The sequence below is a fragment of the Algoriphagus boseongensis genome (genome assembly GCF_004362805.1).
In the GTDB taxonomy this organism is placed as follows: domain Bacteria; phylum Bacteroidota; class Bacteroidia; order Cytophagales; family Cyclobacteriaceae; genus Algoriphagus; species Algoriphagus boseongensis.
This window is the reverse complement of record NZ_SNYF01000008.1, coordinates 77,940-104,372: the sequence shown is the minus strand read 5'-3', so window position 1 is coordinate 104,372 and position 26,433 is coordinate 77,940. Positions and strand designations below refer to the sequence as shown.

General features: G+C 41.3%; 26 protein-coding genes and 1 tRNA gene. 10 read left to right on the top strand and 17 right to left on the bottom strand.

What is annotated here, in order from left to right; translation table 11 throughout:
* Nucleotides 1–253 precede the first annotated feature (253 nt).
* From DFQ04_RS14335 to DFQ04_RS14300, 8 genes are all read right to left on the bottom strand, one after another.
* Nucleotides 254–341, bottom strand: a tRNA-Ser gene (locus DFQ04_RS14335).
* 91 nt (nt 342–432) lie between these two features.
* On the bottom strand, nt 433–1,500 hold the full coding sequence (locus DFQ04_RS14330; RefSeq protein ID WP_133557052.1) for an asparaginase: 1,068 nt from the start codon (nt 1,498–1,500) through the stop codon (nt 433–435).
* Nucleotides 1,497–2,273, bottom strand: coding sequence for a TatD family hydrolase (locus DFQ04_RS14325; RefSeq protein ID WP_133557050.1), 777 nt, complete (start codon nt 2,271–2,273; stop codon nt 1,497–1,499). Before DFQ04_RS14325 ends, DFQ04_RS14330 begins: the two co-directional genes overlap by 4 nt.
* The gene (locus DFQ04_RS14320) at nt 2,270–3,376 is read right to left on the bottom strand and encodes a glycosyltransferase (protein WP_133557047.1); all 1,107 of its coding nucleotides are present in this window, start codon (nt 3,374–3,376) and stop codon (nt 2,270–2,272) included. Before DFQ04_RS14320 ends, DFQ04_RS14325 begins: the two co-directional genes overlap by 4 nt.
* Nucleotides 3,376–4,002: a polysaccharide deacetylase family protein gene (locus DFQ04_RS14315; protein ID WP_133557045.1), complete on the bottom strand. Its 627-nt coding sequence runs from the start codon at nt 4,000–4,002 to the stop codon at nt 3,376–3,378. The genes DFQ04_RS14320 and DFQ04_RS14315 overlap by 1 nt, the downstream gene beginning before the upstream one ends.
* A gap of 3 nt (nt 4,003–4,005) precedes the next feature.
* Nucleotides 4,006–5,217 carry a PP2C family protein-serine/threonine phosphatase gene (locus DFQ04_RS14310; RefSeq protein WP_133557043.1) on the bottom strand — a complete coding sequence of 404 codons (1,212 nt, stop codon included), beginning with the start codon at nt 5,215–5,217 and terminating at the stop codon, nt 4,006–4,008.
* A gap of 3 nt (nt 5,218–5,220) precedes the next feature.
* A complete protein-coding gene (locus DFQ04_RS14305) occupies nt 5,221–5,472 on the bottom strand; it encodes a hypothetical protein (RefSeq protein WP_133557041.1) in 252 nt (83 codons plus the stop codon).
* A gap of 34 nt (nt 5,473–5,506) precedes the next feature.
* On the bottom strand, nt 5,507–6,610 hold the full coding sequence (locus tag DFQ04_RS14300; protein WP_133557039.1) for a glycosyltransferase: 1,104 nt from the start codon (nt 6,608–6,610) through the stop codon (nt 5,507–5,509).
* A gap of 21 nt (nt 6,611–6,631) precedes the next feature.
* On the opposite strand from DFQ04_RS14300, the gene ruvC reads away from it, so the two are divergent.
* Nucleotides 6,632–7,207: a crossover junction endodeoxyribonuclease RuvC gene (ruvC, locus tag DFQ04_RS14295; RefSeq protein ID WP_133557037.1), complete on the top strand. Its 576-nt coding sequence runs from the start codon at nt 6,632–6,634 to the stop codon at nt 7,205–7,207.
* A 31-nt stretch (nt 7,208–7,238) separates the two neighbouring features.
* Here the strand turns inward: ruvC and DFQ04_RS14290 are convergent, their stop codons facing one another.
* Nucleotides 7,239–7,790 (bottom strand): outer membrane beta-barrel protein, encoded by a 552-nt coding sequence (locus tag DFQ04_RS14290; RefSeq protein ID WP_133557035.1) that lies wholly within the window; start codon nt 7,788–7,790, stop codon nt 7,239–7,241.
* A 69-nt stretch (nt 7,791–7,859) separates the two neighbouring features.
* Here DFQ04_RS14290 and DFQ04_RS14285 point away from each other — a divergent pair, with 69 nt between their 5' ends.
* The 3 genes from DFQ04_RS14285 to DFQ04_RS14275 all read left to right on the top strand — a co-directional run bounded on the left by DFQ04_RS14285 (nt 7,860) and on the right by DFQ04_RS14275 (nt 10,901).
* Nucleotides 7,860–8,423, top strand: coding sequence for a Crp/Fnr family transcriptional regulator (locus DFQ04_RS14285; RefSeq protein WP_133557033.1), 564 nt, complete (start codon nt 7,860–7,862; stop codon nt 8,421–8,423).
* A gap of 72 nt (nt 8,424–8,495) precedes the next feature.
* Nucleotides 8,496–9,791 (top strand): parallel beta-helix domain-containing protein, encoded by a 1,296-nt coding sequence (locus DFQ04_RS14280; protein WP_133557031.1) that lies wholly within the window; start codon nt 8,496–8,498, stop codon nt 9,789–9,791.
* 12 nt (nt 9,792–9,803) lie between these two features.
* Nucleotides 9,804–10,901, top strand: a complete 1,098-nt coding sequence (locus tag DFQ04_RS14275; protein WP_133557029.1) for an SO2930 family diheme c-type cytochrome — start codon at nt 9,804–9,806, stop codon at nt 10,899–10,901.
* Here DFQ04_RS14275 and DFQ04_RS14270 read toward each other — a convergent pair whose 3' ends face one another.
* The 4 genes from DFQ04_RS14270 to DFQ04_RS14255 all read right to left on the bottom strand — a co-directional run bounded on the left by DFQ04_RS14270 (nt 10,902) and on the right by DFQ04_RS14255 (nt 14,816).
* Nucleotides 10,902–11,342 (bottom strand): GNAT family N-acetyltransferase, encoded by a 441-nt coding sequence (locus DFQ04_RS14270; protein ID WP_133557027.1) that lies wholly within the window; start codon nt 11,340–11,342, stop codon nt 10,902–10,904.
* A gap of 64 nt (nt 11,343–11,406) precedes the next feature.
* A complete protein-coding gene (locus tag DFQ04_RS14265; protein ID WP_133557025.1) occupies nt 11,407–12,156 on the bottom strand; it encodes a succinate dehydrogenase/fumarate reductase iron-sulfur subunit in 750 nt (249 codons plus the stop codon).
* 30 nt (nt 12,157–12,186) lie between these two features.
* Nucleotides 12,187–14,121, bottom strand: a complete 1,935-nt coding sequence (locus DFQ04_RS14260; protein WP_133557023.1) for a fumarate reductase/succinate dehydrogenase flavoprotein subunit — start codon at nt 14,119–14,121, stop codon at nt 12,187–12,189.
* A gap of 14 nt (nt 14,122–14,135) precedes the next feature.
* On the bottom strand, nt 14,136–14,816 hold the full coding sequence (locus DFQ04_RS14255) for a succinate dehydrogenase cytochrome b subunit (protein ID WP_133557022.1): 681 nt from the start codon (nt 14,814–14,816) through the stop codon (nt 14,136–14,138).
* Nucleotides 14,817–15,136: 320 nt separating this feature from the next.
* Between DFQ04_RS14255 and DFQ04_RS14250 the strand changes: the two genes are divergently transcribed.
* Nucleotides 15,137–17,914, top strand: coding sequence for a T9SS type B sorting domain-containing protein (locus tag DFQ04_RS14250; RefSeq protein WP_133557019.1), 2,778 nt, complete (start codon nt 15,137–15,139; stop codon nt 17,912–17,914).
* Nucleotides 17,914–18,330 carry a thiol-disulfide oxidoreductase DCC family protein gene (locus DFQ04_RS14245; protein WP_133557017.1) on the top strand — a complete coding sequence of 139 codons (417 nt, stop codon included), beginning with the start codon at nt 17,914–17,916 and terminating at the stop codon, nt 18,328–18,330. Before DFQ04_RS14250 ends, DFQ04_RS14245 begins: the two co-directional genes overlap by 1 nt.
* Here the strand turns inward: DFQ04_RS14245 and DFQ04_RS14240 are convergent.
* Nucleotides 18,327–19,286 carry a sodium-dependent bicarbonate transport family permease gene (locus DFQ04_RS14240; RefSeq protein WP_133557015.1) on the bottom strand — a complete coding sequence of 320 codons (960 nt, stop codon included), beginning with the start codon at nt 19,284–19,286 and terminating at the stop codon, nt 18,327–18,329. The genes DFQ04_RS14245 and DFQ04_RS14240 overlap by 4 nt on opposite strands.
* Nucleotides 19,287–19,514: 228 nt before the next feature.
* On the opposite strand from DFQ04_RS14240, the gene fabD reads away from it, so the two are divergent.
* Entirely contained in the window at nt 19,515–20,390 is an 876-nt protein-coding gene (gene fabD / locus DFQ04_RS14235; RefSeq protein WP_133557013.1) for an ACP S-malonyltransferase, read from the top strand.
* Between the two features lie 12 nt (nt 20,391–20,402).
* Here fabD and folK read toward each other — a convergent pair whose 3' ends face one another.
* Nucleotides 20,403–20,903, bottom strand: a complete 501-nt coding sequence (gene folK, locus DFQ04_RS14230) for a 2-amino-4-hydroxy-6-hydroxymethyldihydropteridine diphosphokinase (RefSeq protein ID WP_133557011.1) — start codon at nt 20,901–20,903, stop codon at nt 20,403–20,405.
* Nucleotides 20,904–20,970: 67 nt separating this feature from the next.
* Here folK and sppA point away from each other — a divergent pair, with 67 nt between their 5' ends.
* Nucleotides 20,971–22,737 carry a signal peptide peptidase SppA gene (gene sppA / locus DFQ04_RS14225; protein ID WP_133557009.1) on the top strand — a complete coding sequence of 589 codons (1,767 nt, stop codon included), beginning with the start codon at nt 20,971–20,973 and terminating at the stop codon, nt 22,735–22,737.
* Between the two features lie 133 nt (nt 22,738–22,870).
* Here the strand turns inward: sppA and DFQ04_RS14220 are convergent, their stop codons facing one another.
* Entirely contained in the window at nt 22,871–23,773 is a 903-nt protein-coding gene (locus DFQ04_RS14220; protein WP_133557007.1) for a flavin reductase family protein, read from the bottom strand.
* A gap of 63 nt (nt 23,774–23,836) precedes the next feature.
* Here DFQ04_RS14220 and DFQ04_RS14215 point away from each other — a divergent pair, with 63 nt between their 5' ends.
* Nucleotides 23,837–24,685, top strand: a complete 849-nt coding sequence (locus tag DFQ04_RS14215) for an endonuclease/exonuclease/phosphatase family protein (RefSeq protein WP_133557005.1) — start codon at nt 23,837–23,839, stop codon at nt 24,683–24,685.
* Nucleotides 24,686–24,701: 16 nt separating this feature from the next.
* Nucleotides 24,702–25,148 carry a DinB family protein gene (locus tag DFQ04_RS14210; protein WP_133557004.1) on the top strand — a complete coding sequence of 149 codons (447 nt, stop codon included), beginning with the start codon at nt 24,702–24,704 and terminating at the stop codon, nt 25,146–25,148.
* Nucleotides 25,149–25,191: 43 nt separating this feature from the next.
* Here DFQ04_RS14210 and DFQ04_RS14205 read toward each other — a convergent pair whose 3' ends face one another.
* Nucleotides 25,192–26,391: a phosphoglycerate kinase gene (locus DFQ04_RS14205; protein ID WP_133557002.1), complete on the bottom strand. Its 1,200-nt coding sequence runs from the start codon at nt 26,389–26,391 to the stop codon at nt 25,192–25,194.
* Nucleotides 26,392–26,433: the final 42 nt, after the last annotated feature.

The following is a 26,433-nucleotide window of genomic DNA, read 5'->3' as shown; positions in this document are numbered from 1 at the left end:
CTTTTAACTGATTATTGATTTGAATTCGGAATATTTTAAAAATTATAAATCCTGAATGCTCAAAAATTAGAGTCTCCAAATTTTTATTTTCTATCAAAATTTAGTTCTAAAAATCTCCCCATACTGGAAGGGATTCGATTCTTGTTTCCCTCTTTTTTAAAATTTCAAGGCAAAGAATTCCTATTCATTCTCGAATTTCTTAGAGTTTTGTAAAACAAAAAAGCCAACTCTATTGCTAAAGTTGGCTTATCTGCAGAGAGGAAGGGATTCGAACCCTCGATACCCTTTAGGGGTATACACACTTTCCAGGCGTGCTCCTTCAACCACTCGGACACCTCTCTGTGTTGAATTTACTGACCCATTTCTGAATCGGAGTGCAAAGAAAATTATTATTCCTCCCGATTCCAAACAGCTTTTAAAATTTCCCGAAAATCAAGCCGTGATTTCCCCTGCCAGAGATTGGGTAAGCTTTTTACTGATTTCCTCTCTGGAATAATTCTGACCCAACAAAAACATCAACTTAGTAATTGCCGCCTCGGTAGTCATATCCGCCCCACTTACTACGCCGACCGCCAAAAGCTCCTTACTGGTTTCATATCTTCCCTGGATCACCCTACCGCCATTACATTGAGACACATTTAATATAATGAGTCCCTTTTTTATAGCCTTTTCCAGAGATTTCATAAACCAACTTTCAGATGGACTATTCCCGGAACCATAGGTTTCCAATACTACTCCCTTTAATCCCGGAGTAGCAAAACAGGAATCCATAATCTTATCCGTGATTCCCGGAAATAATTTCAAGACCATCACATTATTATCCAGCTGATTCATATTTACCAACTTTCTATTGGCTTCATAGGGGCGAATCGCATTGGTATTGTAATCTATAACGATCCCCGCCTCTGCAAGAGGAGGATAATTTTCTGATTCAAAGGCATCGAAATGGATGCTCTGGACCTTTTTGGAGCGATTTCCGCGAAGTAGCATATGATTGAAGAAAATACATACTTCCGGCACTATCGGATTCCCATTTACTTTAGCTGAAGCTATTTCGAGGGAAGTCACCAAATTTTCCCGCGCATCTGACCTCATGGCTGAGATAGGAAGCTGGGCTCCTGTAAAAATCACAGGCTTATTTAATCCATTTAGCATATAGCTTAGCATGGATGCGGAATAGGCCATGGTATCCGTACCATGAACTACTACAAAGCCATCGTAGCTATCATAATTCTCATAAATGATATAGGCCATGTCTTTCCAATGCCGCATGGTCACATTAGAGGAATCAATGGGTTCTGGAAAAGAAATCACCGTAATGGCGATATTCATGTTGGATAGAATTGGGATTTTTTCCAGAATCAACCCAAAATTAAATGGGACTAAGGCTCCTGAATCATCATAAGCCATTCCTAAGGTCCCTCCAGTATATATAATTAAGACGGAAGCGGTTTTACCAATTTTCCCGCTGGTCTTAAGTCTTACGATTTTATAATTCATTTCTCAATTTCCTTAAATAATCGAAGCGCATTCTCTTTAGTTTTCAAAGCCACTTCTGCAGAAGAAATCTCCAATAAATCACCCACTCTTTCTGCAATATAAGGCAAATAGGCAGGTGTGTTTCGTTTTCCTCGAAATGGAACAGGAGCTAAATAAGGTGCATCAGTTTCCAAAACCAGATGATCCAATCCAATAAAAGGAAGCACCTGATCCAGTCCTCCATTTTTATAAGTAGCCACTCCTCCGATCCCTAATAAAAACCCCAATTCAGTAATCTTTTTTGCCTGGGCTAAAGTTCCGGTGAAACAGTGAAAAATTCCTGTTAAAGTGCCATCCTGAGCATTTTCAATAATCTCAATTGTCTGATCAATAGACTCCCTGCAATGAAGTACTACGGGCAAGCCTTTGGCCTTCGCCCAACCCAATTGAATTTCCAGGGCTTCCTTTTGGATATCAAAGGTCGTTTTGTCCCAATACAAATCCGTACCAATCTCTCCCACAGCAGCAAAAGATCGTTTATTGAGCCAATCCTCCATGATGGAGAGTTGCTTTTCAAAATCATCTTTCACATCACAAGGGTGAAGCCCCATCATCGGAATGCAAAGATCTCCGTATCTGGATTCACATTCCAACATCCTATCAATGGTCTCCACATCTACATTAGGCATGAAAATACGCTCCACACCGGATTGGATAATTTCCTCAATTACCTGATCCCTGTCAGAGTCAAACTTAGAGGAATAGATGTGCGCATGGGTATCGATCAAATTCATGGGTATCTTCTGGACTTCCATTCTACTGGTGAGGGCCAAAAGTAATAAAGAATAGTAAGGGTATAGGAGAGTAATTGGTAAAAATCAAAGACAAATAGATACAAAAACCCAATTTTCTGCCGGGCCTTTTTTGCAAAAAATGCAATGAAAACAGATTGTAGGAAGACTTTAATTAACCAAATCGAAATCCCGGTTTTGAAATCCATAGCAATCAGAAAAATTATTGCCGGAAAGAAAATAAACTGAAGACCCAAAAGAATTTTCCAACCAAGCGAGAGCGTCATGGCTCCTCCCACCCATCTTTTCCTTTGTTCGAGTAATTTTCTCAAGGAATACTCCGCCTTAGTATGCACCAATATTTTATCAGAAACCTGCTGATTAATAGTAAATCCTGAATTGACGATAGCTCTTGAAATTTCCAGATCTTCAGTAAGTCCCTCAGGCAAGTTCTCAAAACCTCCACTTTTAATATAAGCGTCTCGAGAAATCACCATATTATTTCCCAACCCGGTTGTGGGTAGTCTCAAATCAGTGACCACTTTGACAATACCCAAGGTATTCCACCAATCCAAGGCTTGCATTTGACTGAAAAACCCTTTGGTCTTAACAGCAGTAATTCCTATCAAAATTCCAGTATTTCCAATAAAGGAACTTATCCCTTCTTTGACCCATGATGTTGGTACCACACAATCTCCATCCGTGAAAAAAAAGTGTTCCCCTTTGGCTTCCTTTCCTAAAAACGCCAAGGCATTGGCTTTACCATTGGGGTGAAATTCCCCTTCTTCCGAGGTGCCAATATGAAAAATTCGCCTGTTCCCATTTCCTCCAGCCCATTCTTGGAGTAAATCTAGAGTTCTGTCAGTGCTATTATCATCAGCAAAAAGAATTTCCAATTTGGATTCTGGATAATCCAGCTCATCCAAGCTTTCCAGCAATTTGGGTAATTCCAATTCCTCATTCCGAACTGCAATTAAAATGGAAACCATTGGCCATTTTGAAGGAGAGGCCGCTGAATGATTTTTCCAGCGAAAATAAATCAGCAGAATTTGAATTAGATTTTGGAAAATCCCCCAAACACAAATTGCCAAGGCTAACCAAATCATCAGAGCAAGGCAGTTTTCAAACCTCTATCGATCAAAAAGTCCAGAAAGCTTGGAAGAATTTCTGGTAAGACTTGGGTGGTTTTTTCCTGGTCATGAAATACCACAATACTTCCGGCTTTTGTTCTTTTTTGGGTTTCGACCAAGACTTGGGAGGAATCTAGGGCAGTTGAATAATCTCCGCTAAGTACACTCCACATGATGATTTGATGGGTTTCACGCACTTGCTCAGCTTGAGAATGCTTTAGCAAACCATATGGAGGCCGAAAAAGTGAGGTTTTAATTCCCAAGTTGTCTTGGAAAATATTTTCTCCCACTAAAAAATCCTTGTAATAGGTCTCGTAGGAAGTCTTATACCCATTCAAATGGCTATAGGTATGATTCCCTATCCCATGACCTTCCGAAAGGACTTCTTTTGCCAGAGATGAATGCTTCCTTACATTATCGCCCACCATGAAAAAGGTGGCTTTTTGATCTCTCTTTGAAAGCTCCTCTAAAACAAAATCTGTGACTCCCGGAACAGGTCCATCATCAAAAGTGAGATAAACCTGGTCGTCCTTCCCATCCCCTTCCCATTTTCTTTTAGGAAAAATCAGTTGAATGGGTTTTGGGACTGAATGGAAAACCATAACTCAGGAAAAGCGGATAGAAAGCAATGTCAAATCGTCCTTAAGCGGGACTTTTTGGGAAAAGGCCTGCATTTCCTTGAAAAATTCCTCATGAAAAACCTCAGGATCAATGCAAAAATGCTGTCCAACAAATTCCCTAAACCTATCCTCACCATACTCCTCATCCATGGAATTCATAGCCTCTGTAAGTCCGTCGGTGTAAAGATGGATTGTGAATTTTTCAAGACCCTTTCTCTCCCCGATTTCCAAAAATGGAAGTTCCTCGAAAGCACCAAGAATGGTAGTTCCTGCTTCCAATAATTCGGCTTTCATGGATTTTTCCCAACAAAGAATCGGGGGATTATGTCCAGCATTCACATATCTCAATTTCTTTTTGGCGAAATCATATTCACCCAAGAAAAAAGTAATAAACCGCTCACCTTTGGTATTCTCAAAAAGAGTATAGTTCAATTGGTGAACAATCACTTCCAAGCTGGCATCACTTCTTAGCAAAGTCCTGAGTGTAGCCTGAAAATTAGACATCAAAAGAGCTGCAGCTATTCCTTTTCCAGAAACATCTGCAATGCAGAAGTAGACCTTTTCCTTGGACTTTCTGATCAAGTCGTAATAGTCCCCTCCCACCATGCTATGGGGAAAGTAGGTTACTTTTGCCTTCATCTCTTGGGTGTCCGGGAGTTCTGCAGGGAAAAGCATTTGCTGAACCTGTGATGCGATCGCTACCTCTCTATTAAATACTTCTTGCTGCAATTGCTTTCTGGCAAAGCGCTTATTTTCAAGAGCCACTACCAAAATATTGGCAATGGCCTGTGTAAAATCAAGATCCAGTTCTACCTCTTCAGATTTCCTTTTTAGGAAAAGGATCGCCAGCATCTTGTCTTTGTGATAGACGGGAAGGTAGGTTTCCAACTCGGCAAAGGAATATCCATCCGAAAGCTCCAACTCCAACTCTCCGGTTTCTCTTTGATCATGAACCTTGCTTTTGGCTAATTCAGCTGGAATTTTTCCTTTTACCCCATGAGCGATCTTTTTCTCAAAAACCCCTTCCCTTTCTACATATAAAATCAGGGATTTGATATCCAAGTGGACAAGGCAGGTAAACTTGAAAATATTCAGCAACACAGACTCAGACTGATTTTCATTAATCGCCTGAGTAATTTCCAAAAGAGCCTTAAGCTCAAGTTCCTTACGCTGATATTTATAAGTTTCCTGTGCCAATTTCTAGATTGCATTATGGGCCATAAGCCCTTTTTTGGTGGCCAAATAGTAGAGGTTTTCTCCCTCTTTAAAAAGATCAACTTGATCAAATCGCTCCTGATCCGGTTCGTTAAGGCATTTAATCATCCCTTTTTGATAAAGCAAATCCAAGGTGGTCAGGATCAATTGATCCTCCCAACCCAAGACTTCTTGGAGGTAAGAATAATGCTGGACAAAATACAACTCATCGAGCAGGTCAAATTCTGCGTCACTCATGGGAAAAGGTTTGTGTCTTAAAATTAATCAAACTTCAGTTGGAGCGGCCCTTCCAGGAGAATTTTCCTAAAATAGCCCCAATTCCGACCCGAATGACATAAAAAGGATGAATAATTGAGGTCAAAATAAAATCAAAATTAGACCTGGGGACTTCCAGACTATCCAATACCTTTCCAAGAGCCATCTTCTCCGCCTGAACTTTCGCACCCCAAAGAACCAACATCATCAACCAAAATTTGGGATTGTGAAACAAAAAGTAAAAACTGGAAAGCCAGATTATTTGAATTCCAAAGGCCAAAAGACTAGCAAACCCATGGCTAAAAGAATGATGCACCTTCCATTTCCCCGCCCATCGTACCCTTTGATTAATTAAACCAGCCCATGTATCCTGAGCAGAGGTGTTTACTAAAACAGCTGAGCTTGGAAGGTATTTGCAGGAATCCGGCCCAAATCTGGAAAATATTTTTTTGAGCAAGAACTCATCATCCCCGGAAAGTAAATGTTCATTGCCCTGATATCCCTCAACTTCCAGAAAAGCAATCTTGCGGAAAGCCAAATTTGCTCCGCTACACATCAATGGGGCTTGATTTTGGAATGAAAAATTGGTCAATAAGAGAATGCTTGCCCACTCAATCTGTTGAAAACTTAGAGAAAAACTAAATTCTTTCTTGTCGGAAATTACCGGTCCCGCTACTAGTTGAACATGAATATCATCAAATGCCGAAACCATGTTTTCAACCCAATTATCAGGAAAAAAACAATCCGCATCAGAGGTTAGAATCAAGTCACCTTGGGCATTTTTTATCCCAAAATCCAGGGCAGCCTTTTTCCCAATCCCAGGACTTCTCAATAAACGAAGGGAGGAAAAACCCTTGCTGTTTTCTAGGAAAATTTGAAAGGAATCGTCTTCGCTTTGGTCATCGACTAAGAGAATTTCCAAATTTTCCTGCTCCATTTTTTTAAGTTCTTTTAGAAGCGGCAATGCGTTTTCCTGCTCATTTCGAAAAGGAATGATCAAAGAGACTTTTTTAGAAAGAGGACGAAAAGGGAAGGTTAAATGATCTTTTGGCCATTTTTGACTTAGTAAAGCCAATAGGATAAAGTAGCCAATACACCAAAGGAGGTAAAAACTGATCATCTTTTCGCCTAACTTGCAGGGGTGAGTAAAGAAGAACAAAAACCACCGAAAGAAAAAATCATTTTAGGCATTGACCCGGGCACCACGGTCATGGGCTATGGGTTGATTTTGACCGAGGGAAAGAAATATAAAATTCTCCAGTACGGGGTAATTCATCTTAAAAAGTACGAAACCCACGAATTGAAGCTGAAGAAAATTTTTGAGCGGATCAGTGGGATACTTGAGGAATTCGCACCCGACTCTGTGGCTTTGGAAGCCCCTTTTTATGGAGCAAACGTGCAATCCATGCTCAAGCTGGGAAGAGCTCAGGGTGTAGCTATGGCGGCTGCACTTTCCAAAGAGATCCCGATCACGGAATATTCTCCGAAAAAAGTCAAACAATCTGTTACCGGCAATGGAAATGCCTCCAAGGAGCAAGTGGCGGCTATGCTTCAAACATTACTTGGAATTGCAGAACTGCCCAAATTATTGGATGCCACGGATGCGTTGGCAGTGGCTTTGTGTCATCATTTTCATGAAGGCAGAGTTCAAACCCGCGGGAGAAATGAAGGATGGAAATCTTTTATCGAAGAAAATCCCAATAGGGTGAAAAAATAAATCCCGGATTTTGACCCGGGATTTAAGAGGATTAATTGTTAAAGGAGTAGCCTAGGGAAATTTTAAACACCCGATTTTTCACATCTGTATTAAAGTAATTCAAAGAGCGAAGCCCGATGTCATAGCTGGCTTGAAGATTTAAACCCATTGGCAAATTCACCTGCGCACCTACCACACCTTCCAAATCATAAGCTGTCAATACATCAAGACTTGTGGAATTAATTGGACCCAATTGGTAATTTCTAGAGACCAACAAAGATGCCTGGGGACCGGCAAACACATTGACCATGGGAAGTAAACTTAATCTGACCAAAACAGGAATATCAATGTAATTAAGCTGCTCATCAATTATTACCCCAAAATCATCGGTCCCTTTATATCCCTTCTGTGCAAACTGAAGCCCTGGCTCAATCTTGATAAAGCTTGTTCCAATCGAATAATATGCACCCGCATGAAACCCTGATCTCGAGCTAAAGTTGGTGTCTGAGAAGTTTGCCGAGCTGTATCCTGCCCTTATTCCAAACTGAGCATTGGCTGTTCCTGCGAGTGAAAGAAGAAAGAAAACCCACAAAATTTTTTTCATAGATCAAATACTTTTAATTTTTGTAAAACTAACGTTTGAAAATCGAAATCCTTACTTTCAATTTTTTCTATGGAACAAATACTGGATCGGCTGAATAGATTTTCCGGAGTAGAGGAAAAAGCGAAACTTGCATTTGCAGAGTCCTTGGAGCTAGTCCAGGTAGAGCGAGGAGATCTGTTGGAAAAAATGGACTCGGTATGTAGCCACCTTTACTTTGTAATAGAAGGATCTTTGAGGAGTTTTTATTTCAAAGACAATAAAGACATTACCGTTTCATTTGCTTTGGAAGGAGAATTTACCACCTCGATGTACTCCTTTATTTCCAGGCAACCAGGTTATGAAAACATTGAAGCCATGGAATCCTCCTCGGTCGGTAAAATCAGTCACGCCAGATTATTGGAGCTTTTTGAAAAACACCCAAGCTTGGAAAGAGCTTACCGTATTATTCTAGAGCATTATTATATCGCACTAGAGGAACAACTTATTTTTACCAAATTTAAATCAGCTAGAGACCGATACCTTTCTTTGATGGAAACCAGACCAAGAATTATCCATAAAGCCTCCGTAGGTCAAATCGCCTCTTTTCTGGATATGAGCATTGAGACCCTCTCCAGAATAAGAGGTAAAATCTGATTATTTGATTTTTCTCAACAGGTTCTACTGGCATACAGGGTAATTTTGACAATTAAAATTGACCCAAAGCCTATGAAACGAATATCCTTTTACCTTCTGGCACTCCTTATGGTGCTAGGTATTTACTCCTGTGGAACCTCCACAACTGAACAAACCTTTGATACTTCCAAAATTCGAAGAGCGAGTGCAGAGGAAACCGAGCAAATCATCGAGGCATTTATTCTTGCCGAAGATTCTACGACCATAGATATCCCTGAGGGATTCTATTCCCTTTCCACCCAATTGATTTTAGACAATAAGAAAAACATCAGCATCAAAGGTGCTGGTATGGACAAAACTGTACTCTCATTCAAGGATTTGAAATCAGGAGGTGAAGGGGTAAAAATCGTAGGTCAGGGAATCACTATCGAAGATTTAAGTATTGAAGATGCTCCGGGTGACGGTATCAAAGCCCAACATACTGATGGCATTACCTTCAGAAGAATTAATGTGACTTGGACAAACGGAAACAAGTCAAAAAACGGGACTTATGCGATCTATCCTGTTCAGTGTAAAAATGTACTCATCGATGAATGCATCGCCTCACATTCCAAAGACGCAGGAATCTATGTTGGACAATCTGAAAACATCGTGGTGAAAAACTCTCTTGCTTTTGGAAATGTGGCCGGGATAGAAATCGAAAACTGCGATAATGCTGAAGTCTTTGGAAATGTGGCCAGAGATAACTCGGGAGGGATTTTGGTTTTCAATTTACCGGGACTTCCAAAATCAGATGGGAAAAATACTAAGATCTACAACAACGAAGTCCGCGACAATAACCATAAAAACTTTGCAGTTCCTATAGGGGAAGATCCTAACGGAAATACCGTAACCATGATCCCTCCAGGATCTGGGATTGTGCTTTTGGCAGCCAAGGATGTGGAAATTTTCGGCAATAAAATTCACCGAAATAAAACTGTGGGGGTGGCTATCGCTAGTTATCAAGTCACAGGATTTCCAGCAGAGGCTCCAAACTGGTCTCCTTATACTACTGGAATCTATGTGCATGATAATTCCTACGAAAGGAAAAGTTTTTCAATTCCGGATTTTACCCGTGAATTGGGGAAAATGGTAGCTGTTTATAATGCGCATGGTTTTGGAAAAGCTCAAGACATTGTCTACGATGGAATCTGGGATGAGAATTTGAGTAAAACCATTGACTCCAATCCCATGAAAATATGTATCAGTGAGAATATGGAGGGATTGAGATTCTCAAGGTTTTACTTGATGGAAGGCGAGGACAAAATTGATTCCTTTGATGATTACCAAAAATTCCAAAACTGTAAGGTATCGGTAACCACCAACCTTAGCTTTCTTCAAATCCCTTAATTAATAATCGTAATGAGAAGGATATTACTTGGAATTGGAACACTCCTGATTTTTTCCGCTGGCTTTTTGTCCTGTCAAAAAGCAGAAGTAGAAAAGGAAAAAGCTCCCTCCAGGGCTTTGGCGCCTGAGGAAGCAACAGGAGAATACCCCTACCGAAGACTTTCTACGTATGGGTTTTTCGAAGGAGAAATGAATTTACTTAGCCCTTCTGAAGAAATCATTTATTACAATCCTGCCTCTTCTCTTTTCACTGATTATGCCTGGAAAAGCCGATTTATCCATTTTCCAGAGGGAACAAAAGCCAATTTGGTGGATGGAGAATTGGAGTTTCCAGTTGGTACAATTTTGATCAAAAACTTCTACTACCCTACAGATTTCAGAAAACCTGAAAATGGAAGAAGAATCATTGAAACGAGGCTTATGATTCATGAGACAAAAGGCTGGCAAGCTTACCCTTACCTTTGGAATGAGGAACAAACCGATGCCGTTTTAAAAATCGTCGGAGCTGAAACTGAGGTTTCATTTATCGATTACAATGGAAAAGAGCAAGTGATCAATTACTTGGTTCCAAACAAAAACCAATGCAAAAGCTGCCATAATAAAAATGAAGCTTTAGCTCCAATAGGCGTTCAAATCAAGCATTTGAATAATACTCTGGATTATGGAATGGAAATGGAAAATCAGCTTGTTCACTGGGCCAAACTAGAAAAGTTGGAAGGTTTTGATTCTCCTGAAAATCATCCAAGCCTGATCAATTATGAGGACAAAGGGCAAGCTTTAGACGAGCGGGCTAAAGCCTATTTGGACATCAATTGCTCCCATTGCCATCGTGCAGAAGGTCCAGCCAGCACTTCAGGATTATTCCTAACCTATGATGAAAAAGAGCCTTTAAAGCTAGGTGTAAACAAAACACCTGTAGCAGCAGGGAAAGGAGCAGGAAGTTTCAAGTATGATATTGTTCCGGGTAAGGCTGATGAATCCATTCTTACCCATAGAATGAACAGTACCGAAATCGGAGTAGCAATGCCTGAATTAGGCAGAACTTCTATTCATAAAGAAGGCGTCGAGCTCATTCGGGAATGGATCAACTCCATGGAAAAATCAAAATAATTACCGAGTCAACCTCATTTCAAGGTACTTATTTGTAAAGCCTAGTCTTTCGTAAAGTGCTTTTGCAGGATTATTTGGTTCTACATGCAAGGCTATACTTCCTTCGATCTGGCCCAACAAAAAATCCAGCATAGCTTTTCCCAAACCTTGTCCTCTTTTGTCTTTTGACACAGCAAAATAGACCAGGATATTTTCAGGGATGTATTCAGACATCCCTGTTTTATTTAAAACCAAAGCTCCATCAAGGTTACTGAAGTCTCCCACTAGAATAACTAAGCCCCCCAATCCCGAAGGATCTGCCATTGCAAAATTCAAACACTTCAAAACCGCTTCTTTTGGATCTCCAAATTCCGCTAACTCTTCAACCAAGAAATCTGCGACTAGCTCTCTTTGAGCCATTGATAAAGGATTGTGGGAAGAAAAAACCTGGAAATTATTCATGAGAAAGAGGGTTTAAATGAAAAAAGCCGGGATTAATCCCGGCTTTCAATTTTATTAATTCATTTTAAACATTGTCACTGCTCACTACAGCAGAGAAGTATTCTCTGTTCATTCTGGCAATGTTGGTAATGGAAATTCCCTTAGGGCATTCAGCTTCGCAAGCACCGGTATTGGTACATGCTCCAAATCCTTCAGCATCCATCTGAGCAACCATTTTCTCCGCTCTGGTTTTTCTTTCCACCTGACCTTGAGGCAACAAGGCTAGCTGAGAAATTTTCGCAGAGGTGAAGAGCATTGCAGATGCGTTTTTACAAGCTGCTACGCAAGCTCCACAACCAATACACTGAGCTGCATCCATTGCTAGGTCAGCAATGGTTTTTGGAATTGGAATCTCATTGGCATCAGGTACACCACCAGTTCTAACGGAGATATATCCACCTGCCTGGATGATTCTATCAAATGCAGATCTATTAACAACCAAATCTTTTACCACCGGGAAAGCCTTAGCTCTCCAAGGTTCGATGGTGATTGTTTCTCCATCATTGAATGATCTCATGTGCAGCTGACAAGTAGTCGTCTGCAATGGTCCATGAGGTTTTCCGTTGATATACAAGGAACACATTCCACAGATACCTTCACGGCAGTCGTGGTCAAAGTGAACCGGGTCCTCTCCTTTTTCGGTCAATTGCTCATTCAACACATCCAACATTTCCAAAAAGGACATGTCTTTGGAAACGCCATCCACAGGGTAGGTTACAAAACCACCTTTATCAGATGCATTCTTTTGTCTCCAAATTTTCAAAGTCAGTTTCATATCGCTTCTAGTCTACGAGTTCAAGATTGATTATTTGTATGAGCGCTGGGTAAGTTTCACATTTTCGAAAACAAGAGGCTCTTTATTTAGCTCTTCCTGTACTCCTTCGCCCATATATTTCCAGGCAGCCACGTAAGCGAAATTTTCGTCATCTCGCAAAGCCTCGCCTTCTGGAGTCTGGTATTCCTCACGGAAGTGTCCTCCGCAAGATTCATTTCTGTTCAAAGCATCATCGACCATCAACTCTCCCAATTCAATAAAATCCGCCACTCGGTGTGCCTTTTCCAAAGATTGATTGAGTTCTTCATTGGTTCCTAATATTTTAACATCAGACCAGAATTCTTTCTTTAGAGCCTGAATATCCGCCTTAGCTTTCTTCAAACCTTCCTCAGTTCTGGCCATTCCGCACTCATTCCACATGATTTTACCCAATCTCTTATGGAAGTAATCCACAGTTTTGGAACCATTGATGCTGAGTAATTTTTGAATTCTTGCCTTAACATCTGCCTTTGCCTTTTCAAATTCAGGATGGTTTTCTTCCACTTTCTTAGGCGGAATAGAAGCCAAATAGTCACCAAGAGTATAAGGAATCACAAAGTAACCATCAGCCAAGCCTTGCATCAAAGCTGAAGCTCCAAGTCTGTTGGCTCCATGATCTGAGAAGTTAGCTTCTCCAAGTGCATACAAGCCAGGGACCGTAGTCATCAGGTTGTAATCCACCCAAAGGCCACCCATGGTGTAGTGAACAGCAGGATAAATCATCATCGGAACTTGATAAGGATCTTCTCCTGTAATCTGCTTATACATGTCAAAAAGGTTACCATACTTTTGCTCGATTACATCTCGGCCGTCTCTTTTGATAGCATCTCTGAAATCCAAGAATACTGCTTCTCCAGTCTCGTTTACGCCACGACCTTCGTCGCAGACATATTTTGCATTTCTGGAAGCCACGTCACGAGGAACCAAGTTTCCAAAAGATGGGTACTTTCTTTCCAAGAAGTAATCTCTGTCCTCATCTTTGATGTCGTTTGCCTTGATCTGGCCCTTACGAAGCTTATCCGCAATTTCCTGTGTTCTTGGCACCCAAACTCTACCATCATTTCGGAGAGATTCAGACATCAAAGTCAACTTGGATTGATGATCCCCAGAAACAGGAATACAAGTTGGGTGAATTTGAGTAAAGCAAGGGTTCGCAAAGTAAGCACCGCGCTTGTGAGCTCTCCAAGCCGCTGTCACATTGGAACCCATTGCATTGGTTGACAAGAAGAATACGTTACCGTATCCACCTGTGCAAAGTAATACTGCGTGAGCTGCATGGGTTTCTACCGCACCAGTAATCAGATTTCTAGTAACGATACCTTTCGCCTGTCCATCGATCACCACTACGTCCATCATTTCAGTACGTGGATATAGTTTAACCTTACCGGCGGCAACTTGTCTGCTCAAAGCAGAATAAGCTCCCAAAAGCAATTGCTGTCCCGTTTGACCACGTGCGTAGAATGTTCTGGAAACCTGAGCACCACCAAAAGATCGGTTAGCTAAAAGTCCTCCATATTCTCTTGCGAAAGGAACACCTTGCGCTACGCATTGGTCGATGATATTTACTGAAACCTCAGCAAGACGGTAAACATTGGCCTCTCTTGCTCTATAGTCTCCACCTTTAATGGTGTCATAGAAAAGTCTATAGACAGAGTCGCCGTCATTTTGATAATTTTTTGCAGCATTTATTCCACCCTGAGCAGCAATGGAGTGCGCTCTCCTCGGGCTATCCTGGAAACAAAATGCTTTGACATTGTACCCCAACTCAGCCAAAGAGGCTGCTGCTGAAGCTCCTGCCAAACCAGTTCCCACTACAATTACATCGTATTTTCTTTTGTTCGCTGGATTGACCAGTTTACTGGTAAACTTATGCTTAGTCCATTTTTCAGCTAAAGGGCCAGCAGGTATTTTTGAATCTAGTATCATATTGGGACGATAGATTAGCTAGTGAAATAAATGTAAAGAGGCATGGCTGCGAAGAGCACAGGAACCAAGATGCTATAGACTTTGCCAATAGCCTGGATTGCCGGAGTATATTTCTTGTGATTCAATCCCAAGGTTTGAAATGCAGAGGCAAAACCATGAGACAAGTGAAATCCTAAGAAACCCATGGAAATCACATATAAGGCAACCAACCATTCTTGTTTGAAGGCCTCGTTGACGATTAGGTAAAGATTTTTGTATTCCTCTTCACCGTAGGTAACCATTGGAACTTCTCCCCAATGCATTTTTGCCCAGAACCCTTGAAGGTGGACGACCAAGAAAATTAAAATGATTGTACCCAAAACCCCCATATTTCTGGAATTCCAAGCGCTGCTAGTTGAGGCTTTGGATTCAGCATAACCGATCGGACGAGCTGATTTGTTTTTCTGGGAAAGTACAATGGAATAAATCACGTGACCGATCACAGAGATGTAGGTCAAATAGGAAAGCAACTTTACTGCAGGATTGGTAGTCATGAATTTGGCATAGATATTAAATGCCTCACCACCATCTCCTTTGAAAAGAAGCATGTTTCCAGAAACGTGACCTGTGAGAAAAAGGATCAGGAAAAGCCCGGTCAAGGCCATGATCAACTTTCTGCCCAAGGAGCTACTTAAGGTTTTTGTAACCCAACTCATACAAGTTTACGATTAGTTTATAAAGAAATTCTTTTTGCTTAAATATTGCGGCCAAATTTACAAGCAGTAGTGACAGCAAACAATCGAATCACCTACCACTCGTCTATTTTAAATTGTTCTAAATAAGACATCTCTTCACCTTTTCTACTGTTTTTAATCTTCTTCCCAACAGAGTGTTTATTTTTATTGTTTGAAAAACACCTGATTTTCTCCTTTCTTGAGTGAAATCCGTAAACGGAATTAAGATTTTGAATATAGCTTCAGTAACTTTTCCCAAAGCTGGGGCGTTTTCAGAAATACAAAGACCAAAGTCGACCAACATGAAGCTTAAACTTTCGCTTGTTGCATTTTTCATTTCCCTATTTGGGATAGTAATAGAATCTTTTGCAACACACATTCGGGCAGGTGAAATTATCGCTGAGCGAATTTCTGTGCAAACCTTAACTTACCGAATTACGGTGGTAGGTTATACAGATACGAGATCCAGTGTGGTCTTTGGTCCCGGAAGAATCAACTTCGGAGATGGAAGAGAAGAGCAATTGAATACAGAAAGTGATTTTTCTTTGGTAGAAGACTTGGGTGACCAAATTGAAAAAAACACTTTCGTAATTACCCATACTTTTCAGGGTCCGGGAAGATACAAAATCCGATTTCAGGAATTCAACCGAAATGATTTGACCCTAAACATGGATAATTCGGTGGAAACCCCTTTTTATGTTGAAACTGAAATCAACATCGATCCATTTATCGGAGTTAATAATTCTCCAGTTTTGACCATTCCTCCAGTAGACAATGGAGCTGTAAATGTCCGCTATATCCACAATCCAGGTGCTTATGATCCAGATGGAGACAGCCTTTCCTATGTCATGGACATCCCCAAGCAGGCTTTTCAAAGAGAAGTTAACAACTACAGAAGCCCAGCAAATGCTGAATTCAGCAAAAGCAAACAAGATGGATCAACTCCCGCTGTTTTAGGTATTGATCCGGTTTTCGGGGATTTGATCTGGGATGCGCCTGGTACCGCTGGCCAGTTTAATGTGGCCTTTAGAATTATCGAGTGGAGAAAAATAGACGGGAAATTTGAGCAAATCGGATATGTGGTCCGAGACATGCAAATCATCATTGAAAACTCAAATAACAGAAGGCCTGAGCTGATTTTACCTCCCGATCTATGCGTGGAAGCAGGAACTTTGATCGAAGAGATTATCCAAGGCTCCGACCCAGATGGGGATCCAATAAAAATTGAAGTTTATGGAGAACCTATAGAAATTAATGCTTCTCCGGCCGATTATTCGCCTAAAAACACTTTCCAACCACAGCCTGGAATTGTCAATTTCAAATGGCAAACTGTCTGCAACCACGTAAGAGCGAGAGAATATGACGTCCGAGTTCGTATCTCCGATCAACCAAGATCAGGCCCTTCATTGGTAGATATACAGACGTGGAGAATTAAAGTAGTGGGTCCTCCTCCCGTTTGGGATGACTTGATCCAGCAGCCAGGTAGAACGGTGGAGCTGAAGTGGGATCCTTACGTTTGTGCCAATTCTGCTTCAGAAATGCAAATCTGGAGAAGAATCAACTCTGACCCTTATGTCCCAGATTCTTGCGAAACGGGAATTCGAGCTGGTTATGAATTGGTGGGAATTACCGATATGAAAACCTTCAATTTTACTGATTTAAACGGAGGCGAAGGTTTAGCTCCAGGTAATACTTATTGCTATAGACTCGTGGCGGCATTCCCTGACCCTCGCTCTGGTCAAAGTATCGTTTCAGAAGAAATCTGTATCACTATCGATGTCGATGTCCCAATCATTACCAATGTGAGTATTGAAGCAACTGATACGCAAACAGGTGAGATTTTCGTAAAATGGACCCCTCCATATGACATAGACAAAACTCAGTTTCCTGGCCCGTATACCTATGAATTACTTCGAAGTGAAGGGTTTACCGGAACACAAAACAGAACTTCCCTAGGAATAACTTCAGATACTCTTTTCACAGATACGGGACTGAATACGGAGAATCTGGTATACAATTATAAAGTGGTCTTGCTGGATCAAAATATAAAAATTGATACTTCCTCTTCGGCTTCTTCTGTAAGGCTGGAACCTACCATTATTAACGAGGCAATTGAACTGAAATGGGCCTTCAACGTGCCTTGGAACAATCAAATTTCTCAATACAAACATGAAGTGTGGAGAAATAGAACCGACGCAGCCGCCCAAGACGAGGATACCTTTGTAAAAATTGCCGAGGTAGACGTTACCACAGGTGGTTTCAAATACTTGGATGACGGCAGCTTTAATGGAGTACCGCTTAAGAAGGAATTAGACTACTGCTATTATGTGATTACCAAAGGGGCCTACAATGTAGACGGTTTGGTATATCCTCTGGAAAACAAGTCCCAGATTACTTGTGCAAAGCCGGACGACAACAGACTACCTTGCGCGCCTGTATTGACTTTTGAAGGTCCGGAATGCGCAGCATTTGTAGCTGAGCAGCCTTGTGGTTCTAATAGATTTGAACATGACCTGAGTTGGGAACCTGATTTCTCTGGGGATTGCGACGATGAGCTAAGTGGCTATAGATTATACTTCACTCCTGACGGAGAAGAAGGAACCTTTAATCTGATAGGAGAATATCCTTCTATTCAAACTGCCACTAAAATCACCAATTTGCCTACTTATAGAGGCTGCTACTATATCACTGCAGTTGACAGATCAGGTAATGAAAGTGAGCCAAGCAATATAGTTTGTGTGGACAATTGCCCAGTGTATAATCTGCCAAATGCATTTACTCCAAATGGGGACGGAAATAACGATACCTTCATCGCTTTTGACAACCCATTCTCAGCCTGTCCACGATTCGTCACTGCGGTAGACTTGTTTATTGTCAACCGATGGGGCGCTGAAGTATTCCGATACAACAGCTTGGAGAGCAACGAAAATGATATTTTCATCCGATGGGATGGAAAAGACAAAAATGGAAATGACTTGCCAGCTGGAACCTATTTCTATTCCGGAAAAGTCTATTTCGATGTCTTGGATCCAGCTTTGAAAGAACGAGAACTTAAAGGAACCATTCAAATTCTCCGCTAATGGAGAAATCCATTATCCTATTTGACGGAGTCTGTAACCTCTGCAATGCCTCGATTGATTTTATTTTAAAAAGGGACAAAAAGAACCTTTTTCTCGTCGGGGCATTGCAGGAGGAAGCTGGAAAAATCCTCCTGCAAAAATTCAATGCAAGGACAGATTACCTGGATTCTTTGGTATTGGTTGAGGAAGGAAAAATATTCTTTAGAAGTACCGCAGCATTAAAAATTGCCAAAAACCTTTCAGGGCTTTGGCCGATTTTTTATCCATTAATTATTCTCCCAGCCTGGCTTAGAGATCCAGTTTATGATTGGATAGGCAAAAACCGATACTCCTGGTTTGGGAAAAAGACGACTTGCCGACTTCCCACTCCGGAAGAAAAAGCAAAATTTTTAACCTTGGAAAAGCTTCCGAATTAAAAGCTCTGGATGATCATCCAATAGAAGGGCATGCCAAAGGTGATGTTGAAAGGGAAAGTGATTGCCAAAGCCATAGGTACATACAGCCCCTCATCTGCTTCAGGGTTCGCAAGTTTCATCGCTGCAGGCACGGCAATATAAGATGCGGAAGCAGCCAAAATCGCAAAAATCAAACGATCTCCAGCCTCCGGAGAAATCCAATGGCTGAGTAAAGCGATTGCGCAGCCATTTACCAAAGGAACAAAAATCGCAAAGAGAGCAGAGAAATACCCTGTTTTGAAAAAGGACTTGAGCTTTTTCCCACTGCGAATTCCCATATCCAATAAGAATACCGCCAAAAATCCTTTGAAAATATCGGTAACAAAAGGCTTGATTCCTTCTGCCTGCTGCTCATCTGCAATCAGTCCAATGACCAAACTTCCCATGATCAGCAAAACCGATCCATTGGTAAAGGCATGAACCACGATTTCTTTCATCCCACCTTTCTGCTTCTTTTCTGAATATTTTCTCAGCAAAATCACCCCAGAAATAATCGCTGGAGCCTCCATCAATGCCATAACGGCTACCATGTGTCCACCAAAGCTGACCCCTTGTAGGTCAAGAAAACTTACAGCGGCCACAAAAGTAACTGCCGAGATAGATCCATAGGCTGAGGCTATGGCGGCGGCATTGGCTACTCCTAGACGATTTTTAGTCAAGAAAAACGTATAAAAAGGAATCCCTGCTGAAAGCACCAAGCCAAATACCAAAGCCCAAAGAATATCAAGGGTGAATGCGCTGTGAGATAACTCCTGCCCTCCCTTAAATCCAATGGAAAGCATCAAATAAAGCGCAATGAATTTGGCACTGGTTCCGGGAATTTCAAGATCACTCTTAAACCGAACTGCCAAAATACCCAAGACGAAAAAGAGTAAACTCGGATTCGTCAGGTTGTTAATCAGAATTTGAAAATCCATGTGGCAAATATCTAAAAATAAATTTCCAATAAAAGAGAATCCGGGTAGGTGGTTAAGGAGAAGTCTTTACTCAGAAATTTTAATTTCAAAAGGAGGATTTTATCTAATATCCACTTTACCAGTCGTATAAACCCCAATTCTTGACTTTTGACAAAAGGGCTATATTTGTGCCGCAATCAAGGATCAACTTGGAACACCATTGGTCCATTGAAAATCAAAACTACTTCTATGAAAGCATTCGTTTTTCCGGGCCAAGGAGCCCAATTCCCGGGAATGGGAAAATCACTTTACGAAGAAAATGCTGAAGCAAAAGCATTATTCGAAAAAGCGAACGAAATCCTGGGATTCCGGATTACAGACATCATGTTTGAAGGAACTGAAGAGGAACTCAAGCAAACCAAAGTAACACAGCCTGCGATCTTTTTGCATTCTGTCGTTTTGGCCAAAACCACTCCTGATTTTGCTCCTGACATGGTTGCAGGTCATTCTTTGGGTGAATTTTCAGCTTTGGTAGCCAACGGAACTTTGGCTTTTGAAGACGGATTGAAATTGGTTTATCAGCGGGCAATGGCCATGCAGGAAGCCTGTGAAATTAACCCTTCCACTATGGCAGCAATCTTAGGATTGGCGGATGAAAAAGTGGAAGAAATCTGCGCTGAAATAACTGAGGAAGTGGTCGTTCCCGCCAATTACAACTGCCCAGGACAATTGGTAATTTCCGGCTCTAACAAAGGAATCGAAATCGCCTGCGAAAAAATGAAGGCTGCTGGAGCAAAAAGAGCCCTTCCCCTACCTGTGGGCGGAGCTTTTCACTCTCCTCTGATGGAACCTGCACGGGAGAAACTTCAGAAGGCTATCGAGGCCACTCAGTTTCGCAAACCTAGCTGTCCTGTTTACCAAAACGTAAGTACCACGGCTGTCTCTGATGTTGAGGAAATCAAGAAAAACTTAATTGCCCAGCTTACTGCTCCAGTGAAATGGACCCAATCAGTTCAAAACATGGTAAAAGACGGGGCAACTCAATTTGTGGAATGTGGACCCGGAAAGGTTTTACAAGGTTTGGTGAAAAAAATTCACCCAGAAGCAGAAGTATCCGGACTATAAATTCAAACCCCGTCAAATGGCGGGATTTATTTTTTTATAAAGCTTTACTTCCTCCTGATCCTTGCATTCTTCCAGCATTTCCACAGAATTCTTTCCTAAAACAGGATTAATTTTTTCAGGTAAAATTTCAGCTAAGGGAACCAGAATAAACTTTCTCTCTGCAATAAAGGGATGGGGAATTTTAAGTTTTTCAGTGGAAAGAATTTGATCTCCAAAGTACAAAATGTCAATATCCATGGTCCTATCTCCCCAAGGTTCATGGCGCTGCCGGCCTAAATCATGTTCAATTTGCTGAATGATTTCCAAAACTTCCTCTGGCCCCAAACCAGTAAAGATGATCGCAAGCTGATTTAAAAAATTGCCTTTGGCCACACCTCCCCATGCGGTAGTCTCATAAATTTTTGAAACCCTAATCAACTGAAAATGATCATTGAGAGATTCAATGGCTCGAAAAAGCAACTTTTCCCGATCTCCTTTGTTCCCTCCTAGACTTAATACAACCTCAGTTTGCATCGCTTATCACTTAAGTGATTTTATACGTAGGACAATTTAGGTTAATTTGCCACCAAAATAAGTTTATATGAAATTTCTAGGTAACGTATTAGCAGTCATTGTTGGGCTTTTTATTTTCAGTATTCTCAGCTTTTTGATTTTCATTGGAATCATTGGGATGATCGCTTCTTCCTCAGAAAAAGAGGTGAGCCTGAAAGAAAACACTATTCTTCAACTCAATTTGAATGGAAGAATGCTAGTAGAGCGGACTTCAGATGACGAGTTGAATTTAGGTTCTTTTGGAAATCCCTTTGGAAATCAAATGAACGCTGGCCTTGTGAATTTGAAAAAAGCAATCGCAGAAGCCAAGACCAACGACAAGATCAAAGGAATCTACCTCAGAACAGGTATGATTATGGCCGGTCAGGCCAATTTGCTGGAATTGAGAAAAGCTTTGGAAGATTTTAAATCTTCAGGAAAATTCATTTTGGCGTATGACGAAGCCTTTACCGAAGGAGGATATTTCCTGGCATCTGTAGCGGATGAAGTTTATCTCAACCCACTTGGTGGAATTGATTTCAATGGGTTTGCTTCTGAATCCATATTCTTGAAAGGATTCTTTGAAAAAGTTGGAATCCAGCCGGAAGTATTTAGAGTAGGTGAATTCAAAAGTGCAGTCGAGCCTTTTATTTTGGATAAAATGAGTCCTGAAAATAGGCTTCAAACCCAATTTTTCTTGGATGATATCAACTCAGAGGCTTTGGGTATAATTGCTCAAAGCTTAGGAATGTCAAAAGACAGCCTTACGAAAATCAACAATGAAATGCTGGTAAAAAGGCCTAAGGATGCCTTGACTTACGGATTGGCAAAAGAGCTTCTATACGAAGATCAAGTCCACGCCAAACTTCGCGAGAAACTAGGAATTGGGGAGGATGATGAGATTTCTACCATCAATGCTACCGACCTTGCCTCTTTGGCCAAAAGTAAAAACATCACCTCCAAAAATAGGATTGCGGTAATTATTGCAGAAGGCGAAATTGTTGATGGAAATGTGGAAGGCGTCATCAGTTCAGAAAAATTTGCGAAGGAAATCCGCAAGGCAAGAAAAGATGATAATATCAAAGCAATCGTACTTCGAGTGAATTCTCCAGGAGGATCAATTTTGGCATCAGAAGTAATCTGGAGAGAAATGTCCGAAGCCAAAAAGGCTAAGCCTCTTTATGTTTCCATGGGTGAAGTTGCTGCTTCTGGAGGATATTACATTTCTGCTCCAGCTGATACCATCGTAGCCCAACCCAATACCATCACCGGTTCGATTGGAATTTTTGGACTATGGTTTAATGTTCAAGAGCTTTTGAATGATAAGCTTGGAATAACAACCGATGTGGTTTCCACAGGACAACTTTCAGATTTCATGAATCCCGGAAGACCACTCACTGAAGTAGAAAGAACTATTATCCAATCAGGAGTTGAGGAAGGCTATGAAACCTTCATCTCCAGAGTGGCTGAAGGAAGGGGAATGCATCCTGATTCGGTAAGAAAAGTAGCTTCTGGAAGAGTTTGGACAGGAAATCAAGCTAAAGCCAGAGGTCTCGTGGATGTTTTGGGTGGACTGGATACCGCTATTGAATTGGCGGCCAATAAAATCGGAGCAGGTGAGGATTATCGGGTAGTTTACTATCCAGAAAAGAAACCTTGGTTTGAGGAATTCATGACCTCCTTTACGGATAAGGTTCAGGCGAAAGTTCTACAAGCCCAACTTGGAGACCTTTATCCAACCTATCAAAACATCAATAGAATCAAGAATTACCAAGGAATTCAGGTGCGAATGCCTCAAGAAATAAAAATTAAATAAGCAAAAAGGGACCCCATAAGTAGGGTCCCTTTTTTTGTCAGACTGAGCGGAGTTGAAGGCTTGGCGGTGTTTATAAATCTACATGCTGACTTCACAAGTCTCAATGTACAGATGCTAATTGGGAACGAACCTTTTAAAGTACATCCTGCTTTTGTAACAATATTTTCCAGGCCAAGTCCACATACCCTTTTTCAAGTTCTTCCTTGGCCCATCTATGGAGATGGTCAAGCCAAGACTCAGGGTCATTTTGAAACCTGATCCTCATTTCTACCATTGGCTCAGTCTGAGCAAATGCTACAAGCTCTTCTAAAGTTGGGAGCTGTTCTACATTCCCAAGTCTCCCCAAGTTATTTCCTGTCAAAACAGGGCTATTTCTAATAATATCAGGAATGCTATCTACTCCAATTCCAAGCGTAGTAAGGGGTTTAGGAATTTGAAAAAGAGACTCTGAAGTCACCCGGGAATACCAATTCCCTCCTAATCTGGCCACCGGCTCCAATTTTCTTGGATCTGCCATTCCATTTTCATCCAGGATTTTTTCGTCCAAATGGATTTTTACAACCTCGCAGATTACGAGATTCCCTGCCCCCCCCTCAGTTCCTAGAGCTTTCACTTCTACTACCCTACATTCTATGGCAACTGGAGCTTCTTTGACCCGCGGTGGGGAGACCAAATCAGATTTAAGGCTGCTTAAACCCGCTTTCACAAATTCATTTACTCCCTTTGGATATTCAGTACTTGCCAAGGAAAGCTGCTCAACCAAATCAAATCCCACCACATGTATGACCACTTCCGGCACTTCCAAAACATTATCAAGCGTATGTTTGGTCGAATTGTCCCTAACTCTTCTGGAAGGAGAAAAAACCAAAATTGGAGGATTGGCACTGAAAAGATTAAAAAAACTGAACGGACTTAGATTTACATTTCCTTCCTTATCAATTGTACTTGCGAATGCAATTGGACGTGGAGCAACCACACTTTGAAGCACAGCCTGTAAATCTTGGGTCTTAAGGTCTTTGGGATAAATACTTTTCATTTGATCAAAATAACATGCAATTTTAAAGGTATAAGTCTTTTTTCACCAATTAGTTCATATTTAATGTGCTTTCTAAATCTGAAATCTATCTTTCTCGGGGCTTTTCTTTCCTTCATGGTAAGCAATGCTATAATCGCTCAAACGCACCGATTCGCAACTTTCAATATCCGCTGGGACAATCCAAATGATGAGGGAAATCTTTGGAAAGACCGGGCTCCTCATGTGATTCAACTGATTCAATTTCATCAAATCGGCCTTTTTGGTACTCAAGAAGCCCTAGCTCACCAAATGAAGCAGCTCAATGAAGGCCTTGGATATAATTCGATTGGAGTAGGCAGGGACGATGGAATGGATAAGGGAGAATTTTCCCCGATTCACTTTGATCCCAAACTCTATGAGCTGGAAGATTCAGGGACTTTTTGGCTTTCTCCAACTCCCGAAAAGCCTAGCAAAGGTTGGGATGCTGCCCTCAACCGAATCTGCACCTGGGGAAGATTCAAAGATCAAGCAGGAGAAAGATTTTATGTCTTCAACATCCATTATGACCACATTGGGCAGAAAGCCAGAGAGGAGAGTAGCAAGTTGGTTTTAGAAAAAATCAAGGCAATCAACACGGAAAACCTTCCTGTCATCTGGATGGGGGATTTTAATGTCACTCCTGAAAATCCAGCTTACACAACGATCATCTCCCATTCTGAATGGAAAGACGCCCGTTTAGTATCTCAGCTCCCTTCCTATGGACCGAAAGGGACCTTTACTGGTTTTGATTGGGAAAAAATGCCTGATGGAATCATTGACCACATCTTTGTGAATGGAAAAGTTAACGTTCTACGACATGGAATTTTGACTGATAATTATGGGAAAAAGTATCCTTCAGATCACTTTCCTGTGTTGGTAGAGGTCCAATTCTAATTTAATTCGATTATCAATGAGTAGCGTGAGCCATCTATTAAAAGAAATGTTGGAACAAAATAAGTTAACCTGTTCCTTCGCTTTTGAAAAAATCAATCAAGAAAACTCCACTTGGAGACTAAATCCCAAAACAGCAAGTATTGGATTCATATTCAGACATATCGGAGAAACCATGAATCTTTTTGGTTACTTCTTTGGTTTCAGTCCATCTACTTCCAATACAACCATGGGAAAGGAAGACAAAGGCGACTGGTATGAAGTAGCTGAAAGTAGAATGCTTATTGAAGTTGGATTTCAAATGCTAGAACAATTGGTGAAAAATACGGCAGAGGAAGATTGGACTACAATAATCGAAACTCCCTTTTTCGGCCCTGTCTCAAAAATGAGGCTGTTTTCACACATTCTTTTTCACAACGCCCATCACGCAGGTCAACTATCACTTACACTTTCAAGGGGAGCTTAAAAGAAAGGCCAGCCTTTCGGGCTGGCCTGAAATTTTTATGGATTTATTCAGCTAGGGCAGCAACACCGGGAAGTACTTTCCCTTCCATATGCTCCAGCAAAGCACCGCCACCTGTGGACACATAAGACACTTGGTCAGTGTATCCAAACTTGTTTACGGCAGCAGCAGAGTCGCCTCCACCTATTAGGGAGAAGGCTCCATTACGGGTGGCTTCAGCTACATACTCAGCAATCGCTTTGGTGCCTTTATCAAAAGACTCCATTTCGAAAACTCCCATTGGGCCATTCCAAAGGATAGTTTTGGATTCCAAAATCACTTTTCCGAATAATTCACGCGTCTTTGGCCCGATATCCAATCCCATCCAATTGTCTGGAATCTCACCGCTGGTTGCCAAACCCTGATTTGATTCATTTGAAAACTTATCCGCAATGACAGTGTCAACAGGTAGAATTAGGTTTACCCCTTTTGCCTTGGCTTTAGTCATCAATTCAAGCACAAAGTCCAACTTGTCTTCCTCCAATAGGGAAGTTCCAATCGTTCCTCCCTTGGCTTTAGCAAAAGTGTAGGACATACCTCCACCTATGATCAGATTATCTACTTTTTCTAAAAGTCTTTCGATGATCAAGATCTTGTCGGCAATTTTAGCTCCACCCATGATGGCGGTATAAGGTCTTTCAGGATTCCCCAAAACCTTATCCGCATTGGTCAATTCTGACTCCATCAAATATCCAGCAACTTTTTGGGAGAAATTCTCTGCAATCACAGCGGTAGATGCATGAGCTCTGTGAGCTGTTCCAAAGGCATCATTCACATACACGTCACCTAATTTGGCCAACTTGGCAGCAAATTCTTGGTCACCTTTTTCTTCCTCTTTGTAAAAACGAAGGTTTTCCAAAAGCAAAACTTCACCTGCGCCCAATCCAGCAGCTAATTCACCCGCCTCAGCACCGATGCAATCATTGGCAAATTTTATTTTTTGTCCCAAAGCTGCTTCCACAGCGGGGATGATGTGTTTCAAGGAATATTTGTCCTCGGGACCACCCTTTGGTCGGCCCAGATGGGACATTAAAATGGCTGAACCACCATCCTTTAAGATTTTCTTGATTGTTGGGACGGCTGCCTGGATTCTGGTATCATCTGTCACCTGTAGATTTTCATCCAAAGGCACGTTAAAGTCTACGCGAATCAGGGCCTTTTTGCCTGCAAAATTCAAGCTGTCCACATTTTTCACATTCAAACTCATAGTCTTGGTTTAATAGATTGAAGATTGGTTTTCTTTAAAAAC